Source organism: Chromatiaceae bacterium (assembly GCA_016714645.1).
Classification (GTDB): domain Bacteria; phylum Pseudomonadota; class Gammaproteobacteria; order Chromatiales; family Chromatiaceae; genus M0108.
On the sequence record JADKCI010000001.1, the window covers coordinates 1,431,316 to 1,455,288 of the forward strand.

Consider the following 23,973-nt stretch of genomic DNA (forward strand, 5'->3'; position numbering starts at 1 on the left):
GAAACAGACAATGATTCAGATGCAGACCAGTCTGGGCGTTGCCGATAATAGTGGCGCCAAGCGCGTGCAGTGCATCAAGGTGCTCGGCGGCTCGCATCGGCATTATGCCAGCATCGGTGACATCATCAAGGTAGCCGTAAAGGATGCAATTCCGCGCGGCAAGGTTAAAAAAGGCGACGTCTATAATGCCGTGGTTGTGCGCACCCGTTCCGGTGTCCGCCGTCCGGATGGCTCGCTAATTCGTTTCGACGGCAACGCGGCGGTTCTCCTGAACAATCAGTTGCAGCCCATCGGTACTCGTATATTTGGACCGGTGACCAGGGAGCTGCGGGGCGAGAAGTTCATGAAGATTATCTCCCTCGCGCCGGAAGTTCTGTGAGGTAATGGGGCTATGCGCAAGATCAAAAAGGGGGACGACGTAGTCGTTCTGACCGGAAAGGATAGAGGTTCTCGTGGGACCGTTCTCCGTGTCGTGGCTGATAAGAAGGTCATCGTCGAGAACGTGAACATGGTGAAGAAGCACCAGAAGCCAAACCCGCAAAAGGGCATCTCTGGCGGCATTGTTGACAAGGAAATGCCGATGGATTTGTCTAACGTGGCCCTGTACAACCCGGTAAAGGGTGGTCCAGACCGCGTGGGCTTCAAGATTCTGGAAGACGGACGTAAGGTGCGTGTCTTCAAATCCACTGGCGAAGTCGTTGACGTTTGAGTAAGTAACCCATGCCCAGATTGCAAAGCGAATACCAGGATAAGATCGTCGGCCAACTCATGGAGAGATTTGGCTATAAAAGCGTCATGCAGGTTCCTCGAGTCGTTAAAATCACGCTCAATATGGGCGTGGGTGAGGCGGTTGCGGACAAGAAAATTATGGACCATGCCGTCTCTGATCTTACCGCACTAGCTGGCCAAAAGCCCATCGTCACCTATGCGCGCAAATCCGTAGCCGCATTCAAGATCCGCGAGGGATGGCCGGTGGGGTGTAAGGTGACCCTGCGTCGCGATCGAATGTATGAATTCCTGGATCGCCTCATCAACGTCGCCATTCCCCGTATTCGTGACTTTCGCGGCGTGAGTCCGAAGGCTTTTGACGGGCGTGGCAATTACAGCCTGGGCGTCAAGGAACAAATCATTTTCCCTGAAATTGATTACGACAAGATCGATACTATCCGGGGTCTCGATATTACGATTACGACGAGTGCTCGAACCAATGAAGAGGGTCGTGCGCTTCTAGAGGCCTTTAAGTTTCCCTTCAGGACCTGAGCAGACCACATGGCGAAGAAAAGCATGGTGGCGCGTGATGTAAAACGCGTCCAGATCGCGAAAAAATATGCGGTAAAACGTGCGGCGCTCAAGGCCGTTATCGATGACCGTTCGGCCAGCATTGAGCAGATTGATGCTGCCATGACAAGCATTGGGAAGTTGCCACGGGATGCCAGTCCAACCCGTCAGCAGCGACGCTGCAGAATTAGCGGACGACCACACGCTGTCTACCGGAAGTTCGGTCTTAGCCGAAATATGCTTCGTGAAGCGGCCATGCGTGGCGACGTACCAGGATTGGTCAAGGCCAGTTGGTAGCAGATCGACACCAGCTTTAGGGTAGGATGCCATAAAGCTCGTGGGTTATCCCACGAGCTATGGTATCATCTTCTATTGACGCGGGTCATAACCAATCCGACCCGCTAATAACCCAATTAGAGGGTATCGCGCCCAAAGGGCGGTCTGACCCCAGGGAGAATTCCATGAGTATGTCGGATCCGATTGCGGATTTGCTAACGCGCATCCGCAATGGCCAGACCCGGGGCAAGGTCAACATCACCATGCCTTCATCTAAGCAAAAGCAGGCTATAGCTCTTCTTCTTAAGGATGAAGGCTATCTGACGGATGTACAGGTTGAAGAGAATGGCGCAAAACCGCAACTGGTAATTAAGCTAAAATATTATCGCGGAAAGCCAGTAATAGAGCATATCAAAAGGATCTCTCGCCCAGGTTTGCGCATTTATCGCGGTAAGGACGAGTTGCCTGCGGTTCGTGGCGGCCTAGGAGTAGCCATTGTGTCTACATCCCAGGGCCTGATGAGCGATCGTGCCGCTCGAAAAGCGGGCTTTGGTGGCGAAATTATCGCCACTGTAGCTTGACCGGAGGCGCCGATCATGTCTCGTATCGCAAAAGCCATAATTACGGTTCCCGCTGGAGTCTCCATCGAGATCTCCGGGCAAGCAGTGCAGGTCAAAGGAACCCGAGGGATCCTGACCTGGAATGTACATCCCTTGGTCACCGTTTCCTATCAGGAAGGCAACCTCAAGGTTGCTCCCATCGATGAAACCAATAGGGAAGGTTGGGCCCAGGCGGGTACTACCCGTGCTCTGTTGAATAACATGGTTGTGGGTTGCTCTTCAGGTTTTGAACGCAAGCTGGCCTTGATCGGCGTGGGATACCGCGCTCAGGCTCAAGGCAAGACCCTGAATCTGAGTCTGGGCTTTTCTCACCCTGTGAATTATCAGGTTCCCGAGGGTATCAATATCGCTACCCCTACCCAGACTGAAATTCTGGTGTCGGGTGCTGACAAACAGCAGGTCGGTCAGGTGGCGTCGGAGATCCGCGCCTTCCGGCCGCCCGAGCCTTACAAGGGTAAAGGTGTCCGTTACGCGAACGAACAGGTTCTGCGTAAAGAGACCAAGAAGACGAAGAAGAAGTAAGGGGTACCGATATGGATAAGAAACAAGCTCGTCTTCGCCGCTCCGCTCGTGGACGCGCCAAAATCCGTGAATTAGGTGTATTCCGTTTGTGCGTATTTCGTACGCCAAGCCATATATATGCTCAGGTTCTTGCGCCTGGTGTAACGGGTGACATGGTCGTGGCCTCCGCCTCGACCCTGGATAAGTCCGTCCGCACACTCCTTGCGGGTCACGCTGGCAACACCTCGGCCGCTGCTGTCGTCGGTAAGGCCATTGCCGAACGCGCGAAGTTGGCGGGTGTGGAAAAGGTTGCCTTCGACCGGTCTGGGTTTAGTTACCACGGTCGCGTAAAGGCGCTCGCCGATGCCGCTCGTGAAGGCGGTCTGCAATTCTAGGGGCTGAATCATGTCGAATTACAATCCTAAGCCGGAAGGCGATGATTTTTTGGAAAAACTCGTCGGCGTAAGACGGGTCGCCAAAGTTGTTAAAGGCGGGCGTCAGTTCGGCTTTTCCGCTTTGACCGTGGTCGGCGATGGTAAAGGTCGCGTGGGTTTTGGCACGGGTAAAGCCAGGGAAGTACCTGTTGCTATCCAGAAAGCCATGGAAGGTGCTCGCAAGAATATGATTGATGTGAAACTCAAGGGGGCTACCCTGCAGTATCCCATCATTGGTCGGCACGGTGCCGCGAAGGTGTTCATGCAGCCCGCCTCCGAAGGTACCGGCATCATTGCGGGTGGCGCGATGCGCGCTGTATTTGAGGTACTGGGCGTACAAAACGTGCTGGCCAAGTGTATTGGCACCAACAACGCCATGAACGTTGTCCGCGCAACCTTAAATGGTCTGCAGACGATGACCGATGCTCAGGGCGTTGCCGCAAAGCGTGGCAAGACCGTAGCTGAGATCCTGGGGTAAGCAATGTCTGACAGAAAAATGATGAAGGTGACCCTGGTACGCGGCTTTTTTGGGCGCTTGGCGAACCATAAGGCCTGTGTTAAGGGGCTGGGGCTGAGACGCATGCACCAAATCGTGGAGGTTGAAGATACACCCGCCACACGAGGCATGGTGAACAAGGTCTCCTACATGGTTAAAGTGATTGGAGAATTCTGAGATGCGTCTTAATGAACTTAGCCCTGGTGATGGTGCCAAAAAAGTCGCAAAGCGAGTTGGGCGTGGCATAGGCAGCGGGTTTGGTAAAACCGCGGGTCGTGGTCACAAAGGTCAAAAGTCGCGGGCGGGTGGGTTTCATAAGGTCGGTTTTGAGGGCGGTCAAATGCCGCTCCAACGTCGTCTTCCCAAGGTTGGATTTCGTTCACGCAAGGCTCGCGCAACTGATGAGATTCGCCTGAGCGAACTGAAGAATGTGATGGGTGATGTCATTGATCTCCTGGCTTTGCACGCCTCTGGTCTGATTGGCTCTGGTATCCAGAACGTCAAAATTATCGCCTCGGGTACGGTTGATGTCGCCTACACCATTCGCGGTCTAGGGGTCACCAAGGGTGCTCGTGCTGCTATCGAAGCAGCCGGCGGGACTGTCGAGGCCTAGTGAGAATCTGATCCCGAATGGCCAAAAACATGTCTTCGATGACTGAAGCCCTGGGGGGCATGGGGCGGCTTACCGAGTTACGTCAGCGTCTGCTGTTCGTGCTTGGCGCTTTGCTAGTTTATCGTATTGGCACTTTCATTCCGGTCCCTGGCGTGAATCCAGAGGCATTGGCTATCCTGTTTGATCAAAACCAGGGTTCAATGCTCGACATGTTTAACATGTTTTCTGGTGGTGCCCTGGAGCGTGCCAGCCTTTTTGCCCTGGGAATTATGCCGTATATCTCGGCATCGATTATTATCCAGTTGATGACTTCGGTAATTCCTACCTTGGAACAACTCAAAAAGGAAGGAGAACAAGGTCGGAGAAAGATAACCCAGTACACTCGGTACGGAACTGTTGGTCTTGCCACCTTCCAGGCCATAGGTATATCCATGGCCCTACAGGGTCAATCCGTTGGCGGTTCTTCAATTGTTGTTTTGAGCGGCTATGGCTTTGTCTTTACCGCCACTGTATCCCTTGTCACGGGGACCATGTTCCTCATGTGGTTGGGGGAACAGATCACCGAGCGTGGAATTGGAAATGGAATTTCCATCATAATCTTTTCTGGCATCGTTGCCGGGCTGCCATCGGCAATTGGCGGGACATTGGAACTGGTGCGCACGGGGGAAATGAATGCCCTTGCGGTACTGGCTCTGTTTGTGCTGGCGTTAGGTGTCACGGCCTTTGTGGTTTTCGTTGAACGAGGCCAGAGGCGAATAACGGTTAACTATGCGCGCCGTCAACAGGGAAGACGGCTGATGGCCGCCCAAAGCACCCATTTACCGCTGAAAATAAATATGGCGGGTGTCATACCCCCTATTTTTGCCTCTAGCATCATTCTGTTCCCTGGGACGCTTGGACAATGGTTTGGCCAGTCAGAAAATACCCGCTGGATTGCTGATATCACTAGTAAGCTCTCGCCAGGAGAGCCTGTCTATGTAATCGCATACTCAACAGCCATCATTTTCTTCTGTTTCTTTTATACCGCCTTGGTCTTCAATGCCAAGGAGACGGCGGATAATTTGAAGCGTTCGGGCGCCTTCATACCCGGTATACGTCCGGGGGAACAGACCGCCCGCTACATTGATACGGTCATGACCCGGCTTACTGCCGCGGGAGCGATCTACATCACCGCTGTTTGCCTGATACCAGAATTTTTGATCGTGGGTTGGAATGTCCCCTTCTATTTTGGCGGCACATCTCTGTTGATTGTGGTTGTGGTGGTGATGGACTTTATGGCCCAGGTGCAGGCGCACCTCATGTCTCATCAGTATGAAGGATTGATGAAGAAGGCCAATCTCAGGGCGCCGGGCGGCGGCCTCATGCGCTGACGGGCGACCCCTCCGGTAGCCTTTATAAAGAACGTTTGGGAGAATACACATGAAAGTCAGGGCCTCGGTTAAAAGAATTTGCCGCAATTGCAAGATCGTCAAGCGCAACGGTGTTGTTCGCGTCATCTGCAAAGACCCCAAGCACAAGCAGCGCCAAGGTTGACGCTAGCGCGTTGACCTATTGCTGAAACCTGCTAGAATGCGCGATTACCCGCGTTCAGCATAAGTCGAATTGGAGACAGAAGAGCATGGCCCGTATCGCCGGCGTCAATATCCCTGACAGAAAGCATGCCGTGATCGCCCTTACTGCGATTTACGGCGTGGGTCGCAACCGCGCGGCCGTAATATGCGACGCCGCTGGCATTGCACATGGCACCCAGATGAAGGATCTCACCGAGGAGCAGGTGGACAAGCTCCGTGCCGAGGTTGCCAAGTTCACGGTCGAAGGCGATCTCAGACGTGAGGTCTCGATGAATATCAAGCGGCTCATGGATCTGGGCTGCAATCGTGGCATTCGCCACCGCCGTGGTCTGCCGGTTCGCGGCCAGCGCACCCGTACCAACGCCCGTACCCGCAAGGGTCCCCGGCGTCCGATCAAGCGCTAACCTTGGCTTCTTGCTTACGCCGGATATAATCTGATGGCAAAACCGACTCGTAATGTTAAAAAGAAGGTGAAGCGACAGGTCGCGGACGGTATCGCACACGTCCATGCCTCCTTTAACAACACCATTGTCACAATCACGGATCGTCAGGGTAATGCCTTGGCTTGGGCCACCTCGGGTGGGTCCGGATTCCGTGGTTCGCGTAAAAGCACCCCCTTTGCGGCCCAGGTTGCTGCCGATCGTGCGGGGCAGGCGGCTAAGGAGTACGGTGTGAAAAACCTGGATGTCAATGTCAAGGGCCCCGGTCCTGGGCGTGAGTCCGCAGTGCGGGCGCTCAATAATGCCGGTTTTAAGATAACCGGCATTCAGGATGTGACTCCCATTCCCCACAATGGCTGTCGCCCGCCTAAAAAGCGGCGCGTCTAAGTCCCGGAAAGCTAGGAATCGAGATGGCAAGGTACACAGGTCCAACCTGCAAACAGGCCCGACGTGAAGGGGTGGATTTATCCCTGAAGAGTCGTGCGCGCTCCATTGATACCAAATGCAATCTGGAGAAGGCACCCGGTCAAGCCGGTGATCGTCGTCGCCGGGTTTCGGATTATGGTGTTCAGTTGCGTGAAAAGCAAAAAGTACGTCGTATTTATGGCGTGATGGAAAAGCAGTTCCGTAATTATTACGCACTGGCGGCATCACAAAAGGGTGCGACGGGTGAAAATCTCCTCCGCCTGTTGGAGCGCCGGCTTGACAATGTAGTTTTTCGTATGGGTTTTGGATCGACCCGTGCCGAGGCCAGGCAGCTTGTTGCCCATAAGGGGGTCCTGGTTAATGGTAAAACACTGAATATTCCTTCCTATCAAGTACAGGAAGCGGATGTGATCTCGGTACGCGAGAAGGCCCAGAAACAGGTACGTATTCAAAATGCCTTGGCCTTAGCCGAGCAGTATGGCTTTGCAGACTGGATTAACGTGGATACCAAGGCCCTTAAAGGGGTTTTTAGTCGTATTCCCGATAGATCCGACCTTCCAGCCGATATCAACGAATCGCTGATCGTGGAGTTGTACTCCAAGTAGGCAACGGAGAGGGTTATCGCATGCCTGAAGCTGTTAGTGACTTCCTCAAGCCGCGGATCGTCAAAGTCGATCCGGTTGACGGAAGCCCCAGCCGTGCCCGTATCTCCCTTGAGCCTTTGGAGCGCGGCTTTGGACATACATTAGGCAATGCGTTACGGCGCATTTTGCTTTCTTCTATGTCCGGCTGCGCGGTCACCGAGGTCGAGATACAGGGTATTCTTCACGAGTACACCACGCTGGAAGGCGTGCGAGAGGATGTGCTCGAGATCTTACTTAACCTCAAGGAATTGGCTATTACCTTGCATGGAAAGGATGAAGCCAATTTTACGCTGCACAAGGTTGGGCCTGGCGTTATCACCGCCGCGGACATCGCGCTGGATCACAGTGCCGAGATTGCTAATCCCGATTTGGTCATTGCCAACCTCACAGGTAAGTCCGAATTAAGTATGACGCTTACGGTAAGACGGGGTCGTGGATACGAGCCTGTTACACAACGTGAGTTGGAGGGCAGTGAGGAGCGTCCCATTGGAAAATTACCATTGGATGCCTCTTTCAGTCCAGTGCGTCGGGTTTCAATTGACGTGCAGTCCGCCCGTGTGGAACAGAGGACGGATCTCGATCGTCTGGTCATTGACCTTGAGACCAACGGAACCATTGACCCGAAGGGCGCCGTTCAACAGGCTGCGGCTATCCTGAGAGACCAACTCGGCAGCTTCGTGGTTTTGGAGCGTACTGCTTATGACGACAGCGGTATGTCCATGGAGCCGGAGAAGCCGGTTTTCGATCCCATGCTCTTGAGGCCGGTCGATGATTTGGAGTTGACGGTTCGTTCCGCCAATTGCCTCAAGGCTGAAAATATCTATCTCATCGGCGATCTTATTCAAAGGACAGAAGTTGAATTGCTTAAAACTCCTAATTTAGGTAAGAAATCGCTTACCGAGATTAAGGACGTTTTGGCCATTCGTGGTTTGTCCCTGGGTTCTCGTCTTGAGAATTGGCCACCCGAAAATATTGATGAGTTGGCAATAAAGTAGGGGCAAGGCATTTTTTTGGCTTAGCCTGCCGAATAGCCTTGGCCACTGAAGATGGCTTTCATCGTTTTTTCAGGGAGAAGGCGCCTCGATGGCGTACACTCACTAGATTCTGGTAATCAACCATGCGTCACCGTAAGGCCGGAAGGCAACTCAATCGTAACAGTTCGCACCGCGAGGCTATGTTTAAGAACATGGCGAACTCGTTGTTTAGTCACGAACTCATTAAGACCACTTTGCCCAAGGCCAAGGAACTCAGGCGAGTTGCCGAGCCCTTGATTACCTTGGCTAAAGAGGATTCGGTTCATAAGCGGCGCCTGGCCTTTGCACGTTTGCGCGATAACGCTGTCGTTGCCAAACTCTTTACCGAACTAGGACCACGTTATAAGACCCGTCCGGGTGGTTACCTGCGTATTCTCAAATGCGGATTTCGGTTTAGTGATGCCGCCCCCATGGCTTATGTCGAACTGGTCGATCGTCCGGCGGGCGAAGTCGTTGTCGCTGATGAGTCTTGATTACTAGGACTTATCGAACAACAGACGAATAACCGGGCTTGTCCCGGTTTTTTTGCATCTGATTTTTAGGTATTAACTCATTTTCCTTGCTTTATGGCCGGATACAGTCGCATTGCCTTGCTCACCGACTTTGGCGCTGCGAGTCCCTATGTCGGTCAACTGCGGTTATGCCTGGCCGCTGCCCTCCCGGGCATTTCGATCATCGAGGTGATATCCGACCTGCCAGCTTTTCGCCCTGATCTGGCGGCTTACCTTCTCCCCGCGCTGGTCCGAGACTTGCCCCGCGGTACTCTCTATCTCTGTGTGGTCGATCCCGGCGTCGGCGGCGATCGTCTTGCCATCGCTGTTGAGGCTGACGGCAATTACTTCATTGGCCCCGATAACGGCCTTCTGGCTCTGGTTTGTCGAGGTGCACTGTCCTTTTCTGTTTTTCGCATTGACTGGCGTCCTGAGATTTTGTCACCGAGTTTTCAGGGTCGGGATCTCTTCGCCCCGGTTGCTATTTCCCTGACTCTTGGCCGTCCCCTTGCCATGACACCCTTTGATCCTGACCGCCTCCAAGGTGCGAAATGGCCGAATGATCTGCCTAGGGTTATCTACCAGGATAGCTTTGGGAATTTGATTACGGGGATACGCGCAGCCTTAGTGCAACCCGGTGGGATGATGGATGTTAGGGGGCAACGGGTTCCCCGCGCCAGAACCTTTAACGAGGTTCCCCATGGCACTGCCTTTTGGTATGAAAATGCCTTTGGCCTCGTTGAAATTGCGGTTAATCAGGGTTCGGCGGCCCTTAAACTGGGCCTGGAGGTAGGAGATGAAATCGCCATGGGCCTTTTCCGTTAAGCTTTTTTCGGAGTCGATTAATGAGTGATATCCGTGTGGCGATTGCGGGCGTTGGTGGGCGCATGGGCCGCGCCTTGGTCAATGCGGTTAACGAGGCCGAAGGTTTGGGCGTGGTTCTGGCGACCGAACGTCCCGATAGCTCCCTACTGGGTCTGGATGCGGGGGAGTTGGCGGGTATTGGACCCATTGGCATCGCGATCCGGGAGGATCTGGAAAATGCACTCGATCTGTTCGATGTCCTGATCGACTTTACCTCGCCGGCCTCGTCGTTGAAACATCTGGCGTTATGTCGTCGCGCGGGTCGCCGCCTGGTCATTGGTACCACGGGTTTTGACGAGGCTGGCCGGGCTGCCATAGTCTCAGCGGCGGCGCAGATTGGCATCATCCTCGCGCCCAATATGAGCGTGGGCGTCAATCTCTGCTTCAAACTGCTCGACATTGCGGCACGGGTCCTGGGAGACGAGGCGGACATCGAAATCATCGAGGCCCATCACCGGCATAAGGTGGATGCCCCCTCGGGCACGGCCCTCCGCATGGGAGAGATCATCGCCCAGGCATTGGGTCGGGATCTTGGCGAGGTCGCCGTTTATGGTCGCCAAGGCCAGACGGGACCCCGGGAGCGCCACACGATTGGCTTCGAAACCATCCGCGCCGGGGATGTGGTGGGTGAACACAGCGTCTGGTTTGCCGCAGAAGGCGAACGGGTTGAGATTGCGCACAAGGCTTCCAGCCGACTCACTTTCGCCCGAGGGGCGGCACGGGCGGCGCGCTGGGTCGCCAGACAAGAAAAGGGCCTCTTCGATATGCAGGATGTGCTCGGGCTTCGTCAATATTGAGAGCGATGCCGATCCGCGCAATCGCGCTAGGCCCCCTTCACTCAACGGCTTTGACTCAGCGTTTGCCTTCCCGTCGGGCCTTATCCGGATTCCGTAGTAAGACATAGAGGGCCCCGGTACCGCCATCGCGCGGGGTGGCGGAGCAAAAGGCGAGGATATCCGATCGCAAGCGCAGCCAATAATTGACCTTACGTTTCAGGACCGGTTGGCGCTCCTCGGAGCCGTACCCCTTGCCGTGGATGATGTGGGCGCACCGCACCCGGTGCTGGATACAGTCGGCCAGGAATTCCTTGCAGAGTTGCGCGGCGAAGACGACCGTCAGTCCATGGAGGTCCAATTCCAGTTCTCTGGGAATGGCACCGCGCTGGAGATCCGCCAAGATCCGCTTCTGGACGCCCGGCTTGGCGTAAAGCAGATATTCGTGGGTCTCCACCTGCGCTTCCGAGAGGCTGGACACTTCCCCGTCAGCCAGCGTATCCAGGGGCTGGGCGATTGGAAAGGGGGGTGGCCGGCGGCGCCAGGGTTCCGGGAGCGCCAGGGTAAGGGGTTCCGTGTCCCGCACCTCGGCGCGGAAGAGCTGACTTTCGGCATCGGGGAGACGTTGGCTCACGGATGGACTCGGGGGTTGGCGGGCTGTTGAAGGGAGAAGGAGTATAGCGGATAGCCCCTGGCCCATGCCTAACCAGGTCCCTCATTCAGCCCCTCCTCGGTGCGCGTAAGCGTGTTCCCGGCTACCGATTCCAGTATGATGAAAGCGCTTCTTCCACGGGGTTCCTTCATGCGCATTCTCATCAGTAACGACGATGGCTATCAGTCTCCAGGGCTCTTGATCCTGGCCCAGGCCCTTGCCCCCTATGGCACCGTGATCATTGTGGCCCCGGATCGGGACCGCAGTGGGGCCAGCAATTCCCTGACGCTGATCAACCCGCTGCGCGCCCATGAGTTGGGCAATGGCCACTACTATGTGGAGGGTACCCCGACCGATTGCGTCCATCTGGCCATCACCGGCCTCTTGGACGAGGAACCGGATCTGGTGGTCGCCGGCATCAACCACGGGCCCAATCTGGGTGATGACGTGCTCTATTCAGGAACGGTAGCGGCGGCTACCGAGGGGCGCTTTTTGGGGCTGCCGGCGATAGCCGTATCCATAGCCTCCCATGAGCCAAAGCACCTGGAGACGGCGGCCCGCGTCGCCGTGAATTTGGTGGCGAATCTGGATGCCGAGGTCCTGGGGTCCAAACTCATTCTCAATGTTAATGTGCCAGATCTGCCCTACGACCAGTTGGCTGGGCTGAGGGCTACTCGGCTTGGCCATCGTCACAAAGCCGAGCCCGCTACCCGCACCCAGGACCCGCGCGGTCGCACCATCTACTGGGTTGGTCCCGCGGGTCCCGAGGAGGATGCCGGTCCCGGCACGGACTTTCACGCCGTTCGCCATGGTTTCGTCTCGGTTACCCCCTTGCAGGTGGACCTGACGCGCCATGCCCTGCTCGATCCCTTGGCGGAGTGGCTGGAGGGGTGTGCTTGAGGTCGGGGACATGACTCATCCCCTTGCCGCCGTTCAGGGGTGCCTGGATGAACCCGGGGTTGGCATGACCTCGCCACGCACTCGGGAGCGGCTTCGCCTTCGCCTCGCGGCGGCGGGCATAGGCAATAAGGAAGTGCTGGCGATCATGGGCCGCCTACCGCGCCATCGCTTCGTCGACGAGGCCCTTGCCAGTCACGCCTATGAGGATTCGGCCCTGCCCATCGGCCACGGCCAGACCCTGTCCCAGCCTTATATGGTGGCGCGCATGACCGAGGCCTTGCTGGAGCCGGGACGGCCCGAGTCGGTTCTCGAGATCGGCACCGGTTCGGGATTTCAGACGGCGGTGCTGGCGTCCCTGGCGCGACGCGTCTACAGCGTCGAGCGGGTCTCCGCGCTCCTTGAATCGGCCCGCAAACGGCTGCGGGACCTGCGGTTGCGCAATGTGCGTCTGCGCCACGGCGACGGCGGGTTGGGTTGGGCCGATTACGCGCCTTACGACGCTATCCTTGTCACCGCGGCCCCGGAGGGGATTCCTCGCGCCTTGGTTAATCAGCTCGCCATTGGGGGTTGCATGGTGCTGCCCATCGGCCATGGCAGCGAGCAAGTTCTGGTCAGAGTCATCCGTACGGAGCCGGGTTATCGCCATGAGATCCTGGAGCCTGTCACCTTCGTGCCGCTCCTGGGCGGCCTGGCCTGAATGGGCCCATCACGCCGCTCCTTGGATTTCGCTCGCCTTTATCGCCTCAGTATGTCCCAAAAGATATTTTAGCCCGGTTCGAGCCCTCGGCGATGTCAGGGGCGGCCCCTATCCAGCGGGCTATGCCCCTACGCAGCATCAGGATATCTTTGGCGCAAACCCAACCGATACTCCCTTCACGACTACCGAGGTGGGCGAGGATGTCTACGCGGGCAGTGGACTCAAGCGATAAGGTGACTTTATCATTCCCTAGAACAACATGAATATTATAGGCCCAAGCGGGTTTAACCCCCGTTGTTGGTAGTGCGGGTAGGATAAGGATGGAGTCCGCACGATCGCCTGGCTGGGGCTGGGGCTGGGGCCAGGCCAGGAGGAACTTGACTGTGTAACTTCAAGATCCGGCGAGATGGTGGGGCTGTCGATCCCTTGACTTACCTGCCCGTGCGCGCAAGCCGCCCTAGAGGAGAGAGGACGCATGGCTTTTGCCGATAATCGAGAGGAATCGGATCGCGAGGAGGAACTTGATCCGGAATCGTTGGGCATGCCCGATGCCGATGGCGATGAGGAGAATGCCGGTGACATAACCCCGGTCTTTGCCGCCGATGAGAATACGGACGAGGAAGCGGAAGGTTTTGCCCCCCGATCGCGGCCATTCGCACAGGAGTCCGATCTTGACGCGACCCGCATTTATCTTAATGAGATCGGGGCCTCCCGCTTACTGACAGCGGAGGAAGAGGTGTGTCTGGCCCGTCTGGCTCAGGCAGGTGATAATCTGGCCCGCCAGAATATGATCGTCAGTAACCTGCGGCTGGTGGTCAAGATCGCTCGCCGCTACCTCTATCGCGGTTTGCCCCTTCTGGATCTGATCGAGGAGGGTAACCTGGGTCTCATCCGCGCCGTGGAGAAGTTCGATCCCGAGCGGGGCTTTCGCTTTTCCACCTATGCCACCTGGTGGATCCGCCAGACCATCGAGCGGGCCATCATGAACCAGACCCGCACGGTGCGGTTGCCGATCCATGTGGTCAAGGAGATCAATGTTTATCTGCGGGCTGCGCGTCTTCTGGGCCAGCGGCTGGATCACGAACCCAGTGCCGAGGAGGTTGCGGAACTCCTCGACAGGCCCATTGGCGAGGTCAAGCGCCTGCTAGGCCTCAACGAACACATCACCTCGGTTGATAGCCCCTTGGGCAAGGATGCCGACAAGCCCCTCGTGGATATCCTCCAGGATGAGGGCGCCGAGGACCCCGCTGACCGCATCCAGGATCGTGAAGTTCAGGTAAACCTCGATAGCTGGCTAACCAAGCTCACCAAGAAGCAGCGCGAGGTCCTCGAGCGGCGCTTTGGCATCCATGGCTACGAGAACAGCACGCTGGAAAAGGTCGCCGAGGAATTGGGCGTAACCCGGGAGCGGGTCCGTCAGATCCAGATGGATGCCCTACGTCGGCTACGTGATATTTTGGAGAAGGAGGGTTTCTCCCAGGAGGCTTTCTTCAAATGAGTTAGCCCAGCCTTGCCGGCCCGTCTCCGCTAGGCTTTTCCCTGCCCCAGGATCATCCAAGGTCCTTCTCCCCTTCTTCTTCGCCACGCCGCTCTGACCTGACCTAGATCAACGAAAAGCGAGTGATCTGCCTCAGGCCGGGGTCAGCCGCCCTCCCGACCTTGACTTTCAAAGGCTCTTACTTTGTTATTGCCTAGGTTATGCCAAGGACCAAAGGCGTGGCGATCAGTGCGGCAGGGAATTGGCATATCTACATTGTTTATGCAGTCATTTCGGGGAGGTTTTATGGAAACTGGACTCGAACAGAAGTACAACTTTGACGTTGTACGATGGTTCACAGTGATGGCGGTCATCTACCTGGTGGTAGGGGCAGCTGTTGGCGTTTACATCGCGTCGGAATTGGCTTGGCCATTCCTGAATTTCGATATTCCTTATCTGACCTTCGGACGCCTGCGTCCGGTCCACACCAACGCGGTGATCTTCGCCTTCGGTGGCTGCGCCCTCATGGCCACTGCCTTCTACACGGTCCAGCGCACTAGTGGCGTGCGCCTCTGGAGTGACAAGCTGGCCTGGTTCGTCTTCTGGGGCTGGAATCTCATCATCGTCTCCGCCGTCATCACTCTGCCCCTGGGCATCACCCAGTCCAAGGAGTACGCCGAGCTGGAGTGGCCCATCGACATCCTCATTGCCGTGGTCTGGCTGGCCTTCTCCTTCAACTTCATTATGACCCTGGCCATCCGCAAAACCTCGCACATCTATGTGTCGAACTGGTTCTTCCTGGGCATGATGGTGATGATCACCTACCTGCACGTGGTCAATAGCCTGTCCATCCCGGTGGGTATCTTCAAGTCCTATTCCGTTTTCTCCGGCACCCAGGATGCCATGATCCAGTGGTGGTGGGGTCACAACGCCGTGGGCTTCTACCTGACCGCCGGCTTCCTGGGCATGATGTACTACTTCGTGCCCAAGCAGGCTAATCGTCCCGTCTATTCCTATCGCCTTTCCGTCATCCACTTCTGGGCCCTGATGTTCGGCTATGTCTGGCTGGGTGCCCATCACCTTCAGTACACCGCCCTCCCGGACTGGACCGGTTCCCTCGGCGCCGCCGTCTCCATCGCCATGATCATCCCCTCCTGGGGCGGCGCGGTGAACGGCATGATGACCCTCTCCGGTGCCTGGGATAAGCTGCGTACCGACTATGTGCTGCGCTTCCTGATCGTCGCCCTGGCCTTCTACGCCATGTCCACCTTCGAAGGTCCGGTCATGTCCCTGAAGACGGTCAATGCCCTGTCCCATTACACCGACTGGACAGTCGGCCACGTGCATTCCGGTGCCCTTGGCTGGGTGGCTGGCGTTGCCATCGGCTCCATCTACCACCTCATGACCCGCCTCTGGCACACCGAGATGTTCTCCGAGAAGCTGGTGAACTTCCACTTCTGGGCCCTGACCATCGGGACCGTGGTCTATATCGTCGCCATGTGGGTGTCGGGCATCATGCAGGGTTTGATGTGGCGTGCCTTTGATGAATACGGTGCTTTGGCCTACACCTTTGTTGAGACTGTGGATGCCATGCACCCCTACTACGCCATGCGTGCGGTCGGTGGCGGTATCTTCCTCATCGGCGCCATCGTCATGCTCTTCAACGTGCTGATGACCGTTCGCAAGTCCGCCACCAGCGGTAGCTTGCAGAAGGCCCGTCTCGCGACAGTTACCGCCTGATCACCCGAGGTAAGACACATGGCTGAAAACACACCACCCAAGGGCCTTCAGGACCGCCTGGAGCGGAATATCTGGGCCCTGCTCATCGTTGTCGCGCTCGTCCTCTCCGTGGGCGGTCTGGTCGAGATTGTCCCGCTCTTCTATCTGAAGAACACGATGGAGTACAACCGCTATCCCGAGATCGTCTGGAGCAAGGTTGGCCAGGAGGCCATCATTGCCGCCGATGCTGGCGTTCTGAAGGCGAACTGGAAACCCGGCGATGGCATGCGTCCCTACACCGCTCTGGAACTGGCGGGCCGCGATATCTATCAACGCGAGGGTTGCTACACCTGCCACTCCCAGATGATTCGTCCCTTCCGTGACGAGAAGGAACGTTATGGCCATTACTCTCTGGCCTCCGAGTCCATGTTCGACCATCCCTTCCAGTGGGGCTCCAAGCGTACCGGGCCTGACTTGGCCCGGGTTGGCGGCAAGTACTCGGACGACTGGCAGCGGTCCCATCTACGCAGACCCCAGGCGCTCGTTCCGGAATCCGTCATGCCGGCTTATCCCTGGTTGGATAAGGCCTCTCCGGATGCCGTCAATATCCAGACCCATATGGGCGGGCTGCGCACCATCGGTGTTCCCTATACCGATGCCGACATAGCGGCGGCCCCGGCCCTGCTCCAGGGTAAGACCGAAATGGACGCCGTGGTGGCCTACCTTCAGGTGCTGGGTACCATGGTGAAGCTTGACGAGGGCAAGGTCTATCGTGACTAGTCTGAGCGAGTATTTCCATACCGATTGGGCGGCGATGACCACCAACGACTGGATCGGTACGATACTGACGGTGGTCACCTTCGTTGCCATGGTGGTGGCTTACTTCCAGGTTTTTCGTCCCAAGAACAAGGATAAGCTCGAGGCTAAACGCTTCATCCTGTTCGAAGAGGACAATAAAGAGAGCGGAGAAAAAAATGGCGGGACCTAATCCCTTTCCCGGTGAAAACAATACCGGTCATTTCTGGGACGACAACCTGAGGGAACTGAACAATCCCCCCCCGAGTTGGTGGATGATTGGCTTCTGGGCATCCATTGCCTGGGTGGTAGGCTATTTCATCCTCTACCCTTCGTGGCCCATGCCTTATCAACCTCCAGATAGTGAAGGCTTCACCAAGGGGGTCATGGGCTGGACCCAGATCAAGGAGTACGAGGAGGGCGTCCAGCAACTCCAGGAGATGCGTGCCCAGTATGAGGAAAAAATCGCCGCGATGACGGCCGATCAGATCCTGGCGGATCCTGGTATGAAGCAGTACACCCTGGCCTCGGCCAAGGTGCTGTTTGGTGATAATTGCTCCGCTTGTCACGGCAGTGGTGGTCAAGGCAATCCCGGCTACCCGGTCCTGGTCGACGACGACTGGCTTTATGGCGGCTCCCTGGCTAAGCTCCAGGAGTCCATAGCCTACGGTCGCAAGGGCGCCATGACGGCACACAAGGATATCCTGTCACCAGCCGAGGTCGATGCCCTGGCACAGTTCGTGGTTGACCTCAGTGAAGGTAAGGCCACGGATCAGGGATGGGCCTTGTTTAATGAAAAGGGCTGTACCGCCTGTCATGGTCCGAAAGCGAATGGCGTCCTGGCGGAATTGCCTGGGGGCGAGATCGTATCCGTTGGCGCCGCCAACCTGACCGATGGCATTTGGCGCTTCGAGCCAGGTGGCTTTGAAAGCGCTAAGCACAGCATTCTTTATGGCGTTAATCAGGATGGTGTGGTGGGTACTCGCGAGGGGGTCATGCCTGCCTTCGCGGATACGGGCAAGTTGAACCCCCTGCAGATTAAAAAGCTGGTGGTTTATGTCCATGAGTTGGGTGGCGGCAACTAGTCGGGGCCAGGGAAGAGGGGCGGTCATCGCGCCCCCGTCGCCAACCTATCCAAACGGAGGAACGCATCGTGAGTTTTTTCAGCAATATGATGAATTGGGACCCCGTCATGTGGATGTCCATCCTGATGGTGATCATCGCCATCGTCATCATTGTTTACCTGGGTTTTAAGGTAAAGGCCTTGATGGATAAGGATGCGGAGGCGCACCAGAAGGAGGGACACAGGAGGAGTTAGCGAATCCTGTGCTCCAATGGGGTGGGTGAAAGGGGGGGCATGTGTCCCCCCTTATGTTTTTACGGCCCTGGACAATCCTGGGTACGCAAGCCTTGCAAGGTCCCTTGAGAGTCCAAATGCAGGGTAAAATGGTGGGATATAATTGCGTTTGCGCAATGCCGAAATAGTCATTTTCATCTAGATTTTCAGCATTCGCATCAGGTAAGACCGGCCCGTCCGCCCGACACCCGGCGACCCTGCCTGCTATGGCATCACCTTGGGAGAGGGTTCAGTGAGCAACGAAACAGTCGATAAAGTCGCGGCGGCGGATGATCTCTACGCCGAGGCCGCCCAGTGGCACATCAACACGGGTGGCGAGACCATTCACGCCAAGCGCATGCCTGGCAAGTGGCGCACCATCAAGTGGATTTCCGCGGCTGTCTGGATCCTGTTTTTCGTTGGCCCCTACCTGCGCTGGAATGGCCAGCAGGCTATCCTCTGGGATATCCCCGCTCGTCAGTACCACATCTTTGGCGCGACCATCCTGCCCCAGGATTTCTGGATGCTGTCGCTGTTGCTCTTGTTTTTCGCCATCCTCCTGGCCGTGGTAACGGCCTTGGCGGGACGGGTCTGGTGTGGCTATTTTTGCTTCCAAACGGTCTGGACCGACGTCTTCACCTGGATCGAGGAGAAGCTGGAGGGCCAGCCGGCCGCCCGCCGCAAGCTCGACAAGGCCTCCATGGACTTCATAAAGTTCCGGATCAAGGTGACCAAGCATCTCGTCTGGCTCCTGATCGGCTTTGCCACTGGCTTCGCCTTTGTGAGTTGGTTCGTCGATGCCCCAAGCCTCTGGGTGGAATTCTTCACCGGCCAGTCCGGGACGGTAGCCTATGTCACGGTGGCTCTCTTTACCGTGGGTACCTATGGCCTGGCGGGCTGGCTGCGCGAACAGGTCTGTTTCTGGCTCTGCCCCTATGCCCGCATCCAGGGCGTCATGCTGGACCGCACCACCATACTCCCGACTTATGACTTCCATCGCGGCGAGCCGCGCGGCCGGGTCAAGAAGGGCCAGAAGGAAGAGGACCGCACGACGGGTGATTGCGTGGATTGCAACCAATGCGTGGCTGTTTGTCCTACGGGCGTCGATATTCGCGAGGGGCAGCAGGAAGGCTGCATCACCTGTGCCCTCTGTCTGGATGCTTGCGATGCCGTCATGGTCAAGGTCGGTCGGCCTCAAGGGCTGATCCGCTATGCCTCCCTCGACGAACTGGAGGGTAAGCCGGTCAAGCCCATGCTGGCCAGACCGCGTGTCTGGGTCTATGCCGCCATCCTGCTGGCCGCCATATCGGGCATTCTGTATGGATTGACCTCGCTAGCCCCGATTGAGCTCAAAGTGCTGCATGAACGAGCCCCCCTCTTCGCTACCTTATCCGATGGCTCGATTCAGAATAAGTACACCCTCAAAATTCTGAATAAGGACAACTCGGACCTCGAGGTCAAAATCAGTGCCACGGGGCCGGAGAAGATGACCCTCATGGGTGTTGATGACCTCCTGCTGGCTAAGCATGGCGCTGTGATGCCCGCCGTGATCTACGTTAAGGTGCCCCGTAAGCACTTGAAGGCCGAGCGGGAGGACATCACCTTCCGCATCGAGGCTACCCGCCCGGACGGCCAGGTAATCTCCGCCGAACGGCAGAGCACTTTCTTTGGCCCCAAGCGCTAAGCCGGTTTCAGGTCCACTACGTTTTCTTTGAGGAGATCAGCCGCGATGACCCTTGTAACCTCGCCAAGTCCCAAGCCCCTGCCTGCCTGGAAGAGCCCCTGGATCATTGGGTGGGTCTCCCTGGTCGTGGTGGTCCTGATCGTCAATATCATCTTCGTCGTCCTGGGTTTCTCCACGAATCCGGGTCTGGTGGTCGATAACTTTTACGATCGTGGCCAGGATTACGAGAAGACCTGGGCCAGTCGGCAGGAGCGTGATCCGGGCTGGGTCCTGCGGGCCGATGTCCCCCAGGATCTGGTGGTCGGTGAGCCCTCGGTGCTCCGCTTCTTCCTTGTCGATAAGGCCGGCCAGCCCGCGGACATCGATAACGCCCACTTCTACGCTTACCGTCCCTCGGACGCCAAGCGGGATTTTGATCTGCCCATGATCGAAGAGGGGCCGGGTCGTTTTCGGGTCGATGTAAACTTTCCCCTGATGGGGGTTTGGGACACCCTGGTGGCGGTACGTCAGGGGGAGGAGGAGTTCAATCTCGGCAGACGCATTTCCGTCCCCGCCCCCCGCGGCGGATCTCAGGTTCCCGTCACGAATTGACCCTGGTCAGCGCGACAGTCTCCGATCGACCTTGGCCGTGAGCGCCTTCCAGGGCCCGATCCCTGGCCAGAACTCGCTTCAGTCATCACGCTGCTTTCATTGCGGCCTGCCCGTAGCCTCTCCGGCCGAGGTGCGGGCCCCCGTTCGAAACCAGATGCGGAGTTTCTGTTGCAACGGGTGCAAGTCCGTCTGCGAGGCCATCCATGCGGCGGGTCTCGAGGGCTTTTATCAGCGCACCCCCGAGGGCGAAGTCCTGGGTCCGCCACCAGAGCCCCCCAAGGAATTGGCCCTTTACGATATCGATGCGGTCCAGGAGGAGTTCGTCGATTCCCTGGGCGAGACCCGCGAAATCAACTTGCTGGTCGAAGGCATCCATTGCGCCGCTTGCGTCTGGTTGATCGAGAATAGCCTCAAGGCCCTGCCGGGGGTGGCCGAAGCGCGGGTCAACCTCACCGGCCGGCGGCTGCGACTCAAGTGGGACAATAGCCGCCTCAAGCTCTCCCAAGCCCTCCGGCGGCTGGGAGAGATCGGTTACGCCGCCGTGCCTTTCGATCCGGAGGTGGCGGAAGGTTCGCTGCAGCGCGCCAATCGGCGACTCCTCTATCGCCTGGCTGTCGCGGCCTTCGGCATGATGAATCTCATGTGGATTTCCATCGCCCTCTATTCCGGCGCGGACCAGGGCGAGTTTCGCGGCCTCTTCCATTGGATCGGTTTCGCCGTCGCCACGCCCGTCCTCATCTATTCCGGCTGGCCCTTTTATCGGGGCGCCTGGCTGGGAGTCAGAGCCGGCAGCCTGACCATGGACCTGCCCATTGCCATTGGTGTTTCAATCACTTATGGCTATTCCCTTTACGTCACGATCAGCGGGTCCCGTATCGGCGAGGTCTATTGGGACACGGTCGTAAACTTCCTTTTTGTGATCCTGGTCGGCCGCTTCCTGGAGTCGATCTCCAAGCGCCAGGCGGTGGCCTCCACCCAACGGCTGCTTGATCTCCAGCCCAAGGTTGCGACCGTTCTGCGCGGGGGCGATGAGGTGCTCTTGCCGATTCGGGCCGTTAAAGCCGGTGAAACCGTGCTGGTGCGGCCAGGTGAAAAGGTGCCCGTGGATGGCGTCATCCTGGAGGGCGAAAGTCAGATGGATGAATCCCTGCTCACCGGCGAGGCGGCGCCGGTGGCGAGGAAGCGGGGCGATCGGGTGGCGGCGGGAACCCTGAATGGTGCTGGCGCCCTCCGGGTCCAGGTCGAGGGCCTGCTGCGGGACACGGCTCTGGGGCGCATCATTGCCTTGGTGGAGGAGGCCCAGGCGAGCAAGGCGCCCATCCAATGCACCGCGGATCGTATCGTCCCCTGGTTTGTCGCCATCACCCTCACCCTGGGGCTGGTGACCTTCCTTTTCTGGGTTAGCACGGATTTCGAGCTCGCCCTTATGGCCGCCACCGCCGTTCTCATCATCACCTGTCCCTGCGCCTTCGGTATGGCGACGCCCATGGCCATTGCCGTTGCCTCGGGGTTAGGCGCCCGCCATGGCATCCTGGTCAAGACCGGAGCCGTGTTGGAAAGCCTGTCCGACATCGACCATTTCGTTTTCGACAAGACCGGCACCCTCACCGAAGGGCGGCCGGCGGTGACCGCCGTCGCACATGGGGGCGGTACCTGGAGGGGCGACGGGTCACTGGACCCTGACTCGGACCTGGCGCGGCACCTGGCCAGCCTGGCGGCCCTGGAGCGCTTCTCGGAGCATCCGGTCGCCCAGGCGGTGCTTAATCTCTGCCGGGATCAGGGGGTTGAGTTCCGTCATCTGGAGGTGGCCGACAGCCTGTCGCGGCCGGGGCAGGGCATCCTGGGCCGGGTGGGTGGGCAGGCCGTGATCGCGGGCACCGCCGATTGGCTGATCGCTCAGGGCGTCGATCCCTGGACGGGACCCTTGGCCATCGCGGATCAAGAGCTTAACGCCAGTGGCGCGACCCTCATCCATGTCGCCCTTGATGGCCAGGCCCTGCTGGTGCTGGCTATCCAGGATCGGTTGCGGTTCAACGCGGCGGAGGTCGTGGCTGGTCTCAAGGCGCAGGGCATCCACGTCACCCTCCTCACGGGAGATCGCCGCGCCACGGCAGAACGGATCGCTGCCGCCCTGGGCGGGGTCGAGGTGATCGCCGAGGTCCTGCCGGAGGCCAAGGATCGGGTGATCGCCGATCTCCAGCACCATGGCCAGCGGGTGGCCATGGTGGGGGATGGCGTCAACGATGCCCCGGCTCTGGTCCGCGCCGATGTGGGCATCGCCATGGGTAGCGGCACGGATGTCTCCATTGCCAGCGCCGATATCGTCCTGATGCAGGCGGATCTCGCCCGGGTGCCCCAGGCCGCCGCCCTGTCGCGCCGGACCCTCAGGACTATCCGCCAGAATATCGGCATCTCCATTGCCTACAATCTCATCATGGTGCCCCTCGCCATGGCGGCCCTCGTGACCCCCCTGGTGGCCGCCGTTTCCATGCCCCTGAGTTCCCTCGCGGTTATCGGCAACTCCGCGCGCATTCGCAAACTTTTCCAGAAACCTAACCAGGGCTGAATCCCGCTCCATGGAAGTCATCTACGGTCTTATTCCTGGCATGATCCTCTTGGGCCTTGGGGCCGTCATCGTCCTCTTCTGGGCGGCCCGTTCCGGTCAATTCGACGATCTCGAGGGGGATGGCCAGCGGATCCTCATGGACGAGGATGCCGTGGACCCCCGGCGGATTCCGGACGCTGAGGGGATGCCTGACAGCCGGGAAGAGAAGGATAAAAAAACCGACCCCTAACCCTTGGGGCCCATTCACGGCGTGGGGAAGACCGCTTGCTACTGGGGGATCAGGCCCGTGTCGGGCGAATGGCCCGCGATTCGGCGGGCTCATCGTCGGGGTTAACGGGCTTGGCCCGTCACCATCCGGCTGGCGGGTCCCAGCAGATAGAGATATTGGCTGGCAATGGACTCGGGCGGGGCCAGGTCCGCTGGGTTCTCCCCGGGATAGAGGCGGGCGCGCAGACCGGTGCGGACGATGCCGGGATACAGGCTGTTGACCCGGAGCCGGCCCTGGTCGCGGGTTTCCTCCGCCAGGGTCTGCATCAGGCCCTCGATGCCGAACTTGGCGGCGGCGAAGGCACCCCAATAGGCCAGGCCCTGGCGGCCCACGCGATCCGCGGTGAAGACGATGGAGGCGTCGGGGGCTTGCCGGAGCAGGGGCAGGCAGGCCTGGGTGAGCAGGAAGGGGGCGGTCAGGTTGATGCGCAGGACCCGTTCCCACTCACTGGCGTCATAGTCATCGATGCGGCTCAGGAAGGGGGCGAAGGCGGCGCAGTGAGCCAGGCCATCCAACCGACCAAATTCCCGCCCAATCGTAGCCGCGACGGCGGCATAGTGCGGCTCGTCGCCCGCCTCCAGGTCCAGGGGTAGGATCGCGGGCTCTGGGGCCCCGCTCGCCGCAATCCGATCATAGAGCGGCTCTATCGAAGCCTCTTCCTGGTCCGAGAGGATGAGGGTGGCGCCGTGGGCGGCGCAGGCGCTGGCAACGGCGGCGCCCAGGCTGTCGGCGGTGCCCGTGACGAGGATGACGCGGCCGGCGAGGAGGTTGGGGGCGGGCTGATAATTTTCCATAATGTTATGTCGATGTGGCGGAAGGGATAAGGG

Annotated in this window: 32 protein-coding genes and 1 pseudogene; 31 read left to right on the forward strand and 2 right to left on the reverse strand. The window is 58.2% G+C overall.

Annotation, left to right across the window (positions count from 1 at the left end):
* The first annotated feature begins 10 nt into the window (after window positions 1–10).
* From rplN to dapB, 19 genes are all read left to right on the forward strand, one after another.
* Window positions 11–379 (forward strand): 50S ribosomal protein L14, encoded by a 369-nt coding sequence (gene rplN, locus IPN92_06635; GenBank protein MBK8637965.1) that lies wholly within the window; start codon window positions 11–13, stop codon window positions 377–379.
* Window positions 380–391: 12 nt separating this feature from the next.
* Complete coding sequence (rplX, locus tag IPN92_06640; GenBank protein MBK8637966.1) at window positions 392–709, forward strand: 50S ribosomal protein L24; 318 nt, start codon at window positions 392–394, stop codon at window positions 707–709.
* A gap of 11 nt (window positions 710–720) precedes the next feature.
* The gene (gene rplE / locus IPN92_06645) at window positions 721–1,260 is read left to right on the forward strand and encodes a 50S ribosomal protein L5 (GenBank protein ID MBK8637967.1); all 540 of its coding nucleotides are present in this window, start codon (window positions 721–723) and stop codon (window positions 1,258–1,260) included.
* 9 nt (window positions 1,261–1,269) lie between these two features.
* Window positions 1,270–1,575 (forward strand): 30S ribosomal protein S14, encoded by a 306-nt coding sequence (gene rpsN, locus IPN92_06650; protein MBK8637968.1) that lies wholly within the window; start codon window positions 1,270–1,272, stop codon window positions 1,573–1,575.
* 164 nt (window positions 1,576–1,739) lie between these two features.
* Entirely contained in the window at window positions 1,740–2,135 is a 396-nt protein-coding gene (gene rpsH, locus IPN92_06655) for a 30S ribosomal protein S8 (GenBank protein ID MBK8637969.1), read from the forward strand.
* Between the two features lie 15 nt (window positions 2,136–2,150).
* Window positions 2,151–2,696, forward strand: coding sequence for a 50S ribosomal protein L6 (rplF, locus tag IPN92_06660; protein MBK8637970.1), 546 nt, complete (start codon window positions 2,151–2,153; stop codon window positions 2,694–2,696).
* 11 nt (window positions 2,697–2,707) lie between these two features.
* A complete protein-coding gene (gene rplR, locus IPN92_06665; GenBank protein ID MBK8637971.1) occupies window positions 2,708–3,070 on the forward strand; it encodes a 50S ribosomal protein L18 in 363 nt (120 codons plus the stop codon).
* Window positions 3,071–3,080: 10 nt separating this feature from the next.
* The gene (gene rpsE, locus IPN92_06670; GenBank protein ID MBK8637972.1) at window positions 3,081–3,587 is read left to right on the forward strand and encodes a 30S ribosomal protein S5; all 507 of its coding nucleotides are present in this window, start codon (window positions 3,081–3,083) and stop codon (window positions 3,585–3,587) included.
* Between the two features lie 3 nt (window positions 3,588–3,590).
* Window positions 3,591–3,782, forward strand: a complete 192-nt coding sequence (rpmD, locus tag IPN92_06675; GenBank protein MBK8637973.1) for a 50S ribosomal protein L30 — start codon at window positions 3,591–3,593, stop codon at window positions 3,780–3,782.
* Between the two features lies 1 nt (window position 3,783).
* Window positions 3,784–4,218 (forward strand): 50S ribosomal protein L15, encoded by a 435-nt coding sequence (gene rplO, locus IPN92_06680; GenBank protein MBK8637974.1) that lies wholly within the window; start codon window positions 3,784–3,786, stop codon window positions 4,216–4,218.
* A gap of 17 nt (window positions 4,219–4,235) precedes the next feature.
* Window positions 4,236–5,588 (forward strand): preprotein translocase subunit SecY, encoded by a 1,353-nt coding sequence (gene secY, locus IPN92_06685; protein ID MBK8637975.1) that lies wholly within the window; start codon window positions 4,236–4,238, stop codon window positions 5,586–5,588.
* 49 nt (window positions 5,589–5,637) lie between these two features.
* On the forward strand, window positions 5,638–5,751 hold the full coding sequence (rpmJ, locus tag IPN92_06690) for a 50S ribosomal protein L36 (GenBank protein MBK8637976.1): 114 nt from the start codon (window positions 5,638–5,640) through the stop codon (window positions 5,749–5,751).
* Between the two features lie 85 nt (window positions 5,752–5,836).
* Window positions 5,837–6,193 (forward strand): 30S ribosomal protein S13, encoded by a 357-nt coding sequence (rpsM, locus tag IPN92_06695; protein MBK8637977.1) that lies wholly within the window; start codon window positions 5,837–5,839, stop codon window positions 6,191–6,193.
* A 33-nt stretch (window positions 6,194–6,226) separates the two neighbouring features.
* Complete coding sequence (gene rpsK / locus IPN92_06700) at window positions 6,227–6,616, forward strand: 30S ribosomal protein S11 (GenBank protein ID MBK8637978.1); 390 nt, start codon at window positions 6,227–6,229, stop codon at window positions 6,614–6,616.
* Window positions 6,617–6,639: 23 nt separating this feature from the next.
* Window positions 6,640–7,260 (forward strand): 30S ribosomal protein S4, encoded by a 621-nt coding sequence (gene rpsD / locus IPN92_06705; protein MBK8637979.1) that lies wholly within the window; start codon window positions 6,640–6,642, stop codon window positions 7,258–7,260.
* Window positions 7,261–7,280: 20 nt separating this feature from the next.
* Entirely contained in the window at window positions 7,281–8,294 is a 1,014-nt protein-coding gene (gene rpoA / locus IPN92_06710; protein MBK8637980.1) for a DNA-directed RNA polymerase subunit alpha, read from the forward strand.
* Between the two features lie 122 nt (window positions 8,295–8,416).
* Window positions 8,417–8,806, forward strand: a complete 390-nt coding sequence (rplQ, locus tag IPN92_06715; protein ID MBK8637981.1) for a 50S ribosomal protein L17 — start codon at window positions 8,417–8,419, stop codon at window positions 8,804–8,806.
* A 93-nt stretch (window positions 8,807–8,899) separates the two neighbouring features.
* On the forward strand, window positions 8,900–9,649 hold the full coding sequence (locus tag IPN92_06720; protein MBK8637982.1) for an SAM-dependent chlorinase/fluorinase: 750 nt from the start codon (window positions 8,900–8,902) through the stop codon (window positions 9,647–9,649).
* Window positions 9,650–9,669: 20 nt separating this feature from the next.
* A complete protein-coding gene (dapB, locus tag IPN92_06725; protein ID MBK8637983.1) occupies window positions 9,670–10,485 on the forward strand; it encodes a 4-hydroxy-tetrahydrodipicolinate reductase in 816 nt (271 codons plus the stop codon).
* Between the two features lie 55 nt (window positions 10,486–10,540).
* On the opposite strand, the gene IPN92_06730 is transcribed toward dapB, so the two are convergent.
* A complete protein-coding gene (locus tag IPN92_06730) occupies window positions 10,541–11,095 on the reverse strand; it encodes a Smr/MutS family protein (protein ID MBK8637984.1) in 555 nt (184 codons plus the stop codon).
* A 168-nt stretch (window positions 11,096–11,263) separates the two neighbouring features.
* Between IPN92_06730 and surE the strand changes: the two genes are divergently transcribed.
* From surE to ccoS, 12 genes and pseudogenes are all read left to right on the forward strand, one after another.
* The gene (surE, locus tag IPN92_06735) at window positions 11,264–12,013 is read left to right on the forward strand and encodes a 5'/3'-nucleotidase SurE (protein MBK8637985.1); all 750 of its coding nucleotides are present in this window, start codon (window positions 11,264–11,266) and stop codon (window positions 12,011–12,013) included.
* Window positions 12,014–12,077: 64 nt separating this feature from the next.
* Window positions 12,078–12,710 (forward strand): protein-L-isoaspartate(D-aspartate) O-methyltransferase, encoded by a 633-nt coding sequence (locus tag IPN92_06740; GenBank protein ID MBK8637986.1) that lies wholly within the window; start codon window positions 12,078–12,080, stop codon window positions 12,708–12,710.
* A gap of 475 nt (window positions 12,711–13,185) precedes the next feature.
* Window positions 13,186–14,208, forward strand: a complete 1,023-nt coding sequence (rpoS, locus tag IPN92_06745; GenBank protein MBK8637987.1) for an RNA polymerase sigma factor RpoS — start codon at window positions 13,186–13,188, stop codon at window positions 14,206–14,208.
* 285 nt (window positions 14,209–14,493) lie between these two features.
* On the forward strand, window positions 14,494–15,927 hold the full coding sequence (gene ccoN, locus IPN92_06750) for a cytochrome-c oxidase, cbb3-type subunit I (GenBank protein MBK8637988.1): 1,434 nt from the start codon (window positions 14,494–14,496) through the stop codon (window positions 15,925–15,927).
* A gap of 18 nt (window positions 15,928–15,945) precedes the next feature.
* Window positions 15,946–16,686, forward strand: a complete 741-nt coding sequence (ccoO, locus tag IPN92_06755; GenBank protein MBK8637989.1) for a cytochrome-c oxidase, cbb3-type subunit II — start codon at window positions 15,946–15,948, stop codon at window positions 16,684–16,686.
* Window positions 16,679–16,894, forward strand: coding sequence for a cbb3-type cytochrome c oxidase subunit 3 (locus IPN92_06760; GenBank protein MBK8637990.1), 216 nt, complete (start codon window positions 16,679–16,681; stop codon window positions 16,892–16,894). Before ccoO ends, IPN92_06760 begins: the two co-directional genes overlap by 8 nt.
* Window positions 16,881–17,786, forward strand: coding sequence for a cytochrome-c oxidase, cbb3-type subunit III (gene ccoP, locus IPN92_06765; protein MBK8637991.1), 906 nt, complete (start codon window positions 16,881–16,883; stop codon window positions 17,784–17,786). Before IPN92_06760 ends, ccoP begins: the two co-directional genes overlap by 14 nt.
* Window positions 17,787–17,854: 68 nt before the next feature.
* Window positions 17,855–18,019: a hypothetical protein gene (locus IPN92_06770; protein ID MBK8637992.1), complete on the forward strand. Its 165-nt coding sequence runs from the start codon at window positions 17,855–17,857 to the stop codon at window positions 18,017–18,019.
* 376 nt (window positions 18,020–18,395) lie between these two features.
* Complete coding sequence (gene ccoG, locus IPN92_06775; protein ID MBK8637993.1) at window positions 18,396–19,721, forward strand: cytochrome c oxidase accessory protein CcoG; 1,326 nt, start codon at window positions 18,396–18,398, stop codon at window positions 19,719–19,721.
* 45 nt (window positions 19,722–19,766) lie between these two features.
* Complete coding sequence (locus tag IPN92_06780; protein MBK8637994.1) at window positions 19,767–20,312, forward strand: FixH family protein; 546 nt, start codon at window positions 19,767–19,769, stop codon at window positions 20,310–20,312.
* 85 nt (window positions 20,313–20,397) lie between these two features.
* Window positions 20,398–22,878, forward strand: a pseudogene (locus IPN92_06785) (heavy metal translocating P-type ATPase).
* Window positions 22,879–22,888: 10 nt separating this feature from the next.
* Window positions 22,889–23,107 (forward strand): cbb3-type cytochrome oxidase assembly protein CcoS, encoded by a 219-nt coding sequence (ccoS, locus tag IPN92_06790; protein ID MBK8637995.1) that lies wholly within the window; start codon window positions 22,889–22,891, stop codon window positions 23,105–23,107.
* A gap of 101 nt (window positions 23,108–23,208) precedes the next feature.
* Here the strand turns inward: ccoS and IPN92_06795 are convergent, their stop codons facing one another.
* A complete protein-coding gene (locus IPN92_06795) occupies window positions 23,209–23,940 on the reverse strand; it encodes an SDR family oxidoreductase (GenBank protein MBK8637996.1) in 732 nt (243 codons plus the stop codon).
* Between the last annotated feature and the right edge of the window lie 33 nt (window positions 23,941–23,973).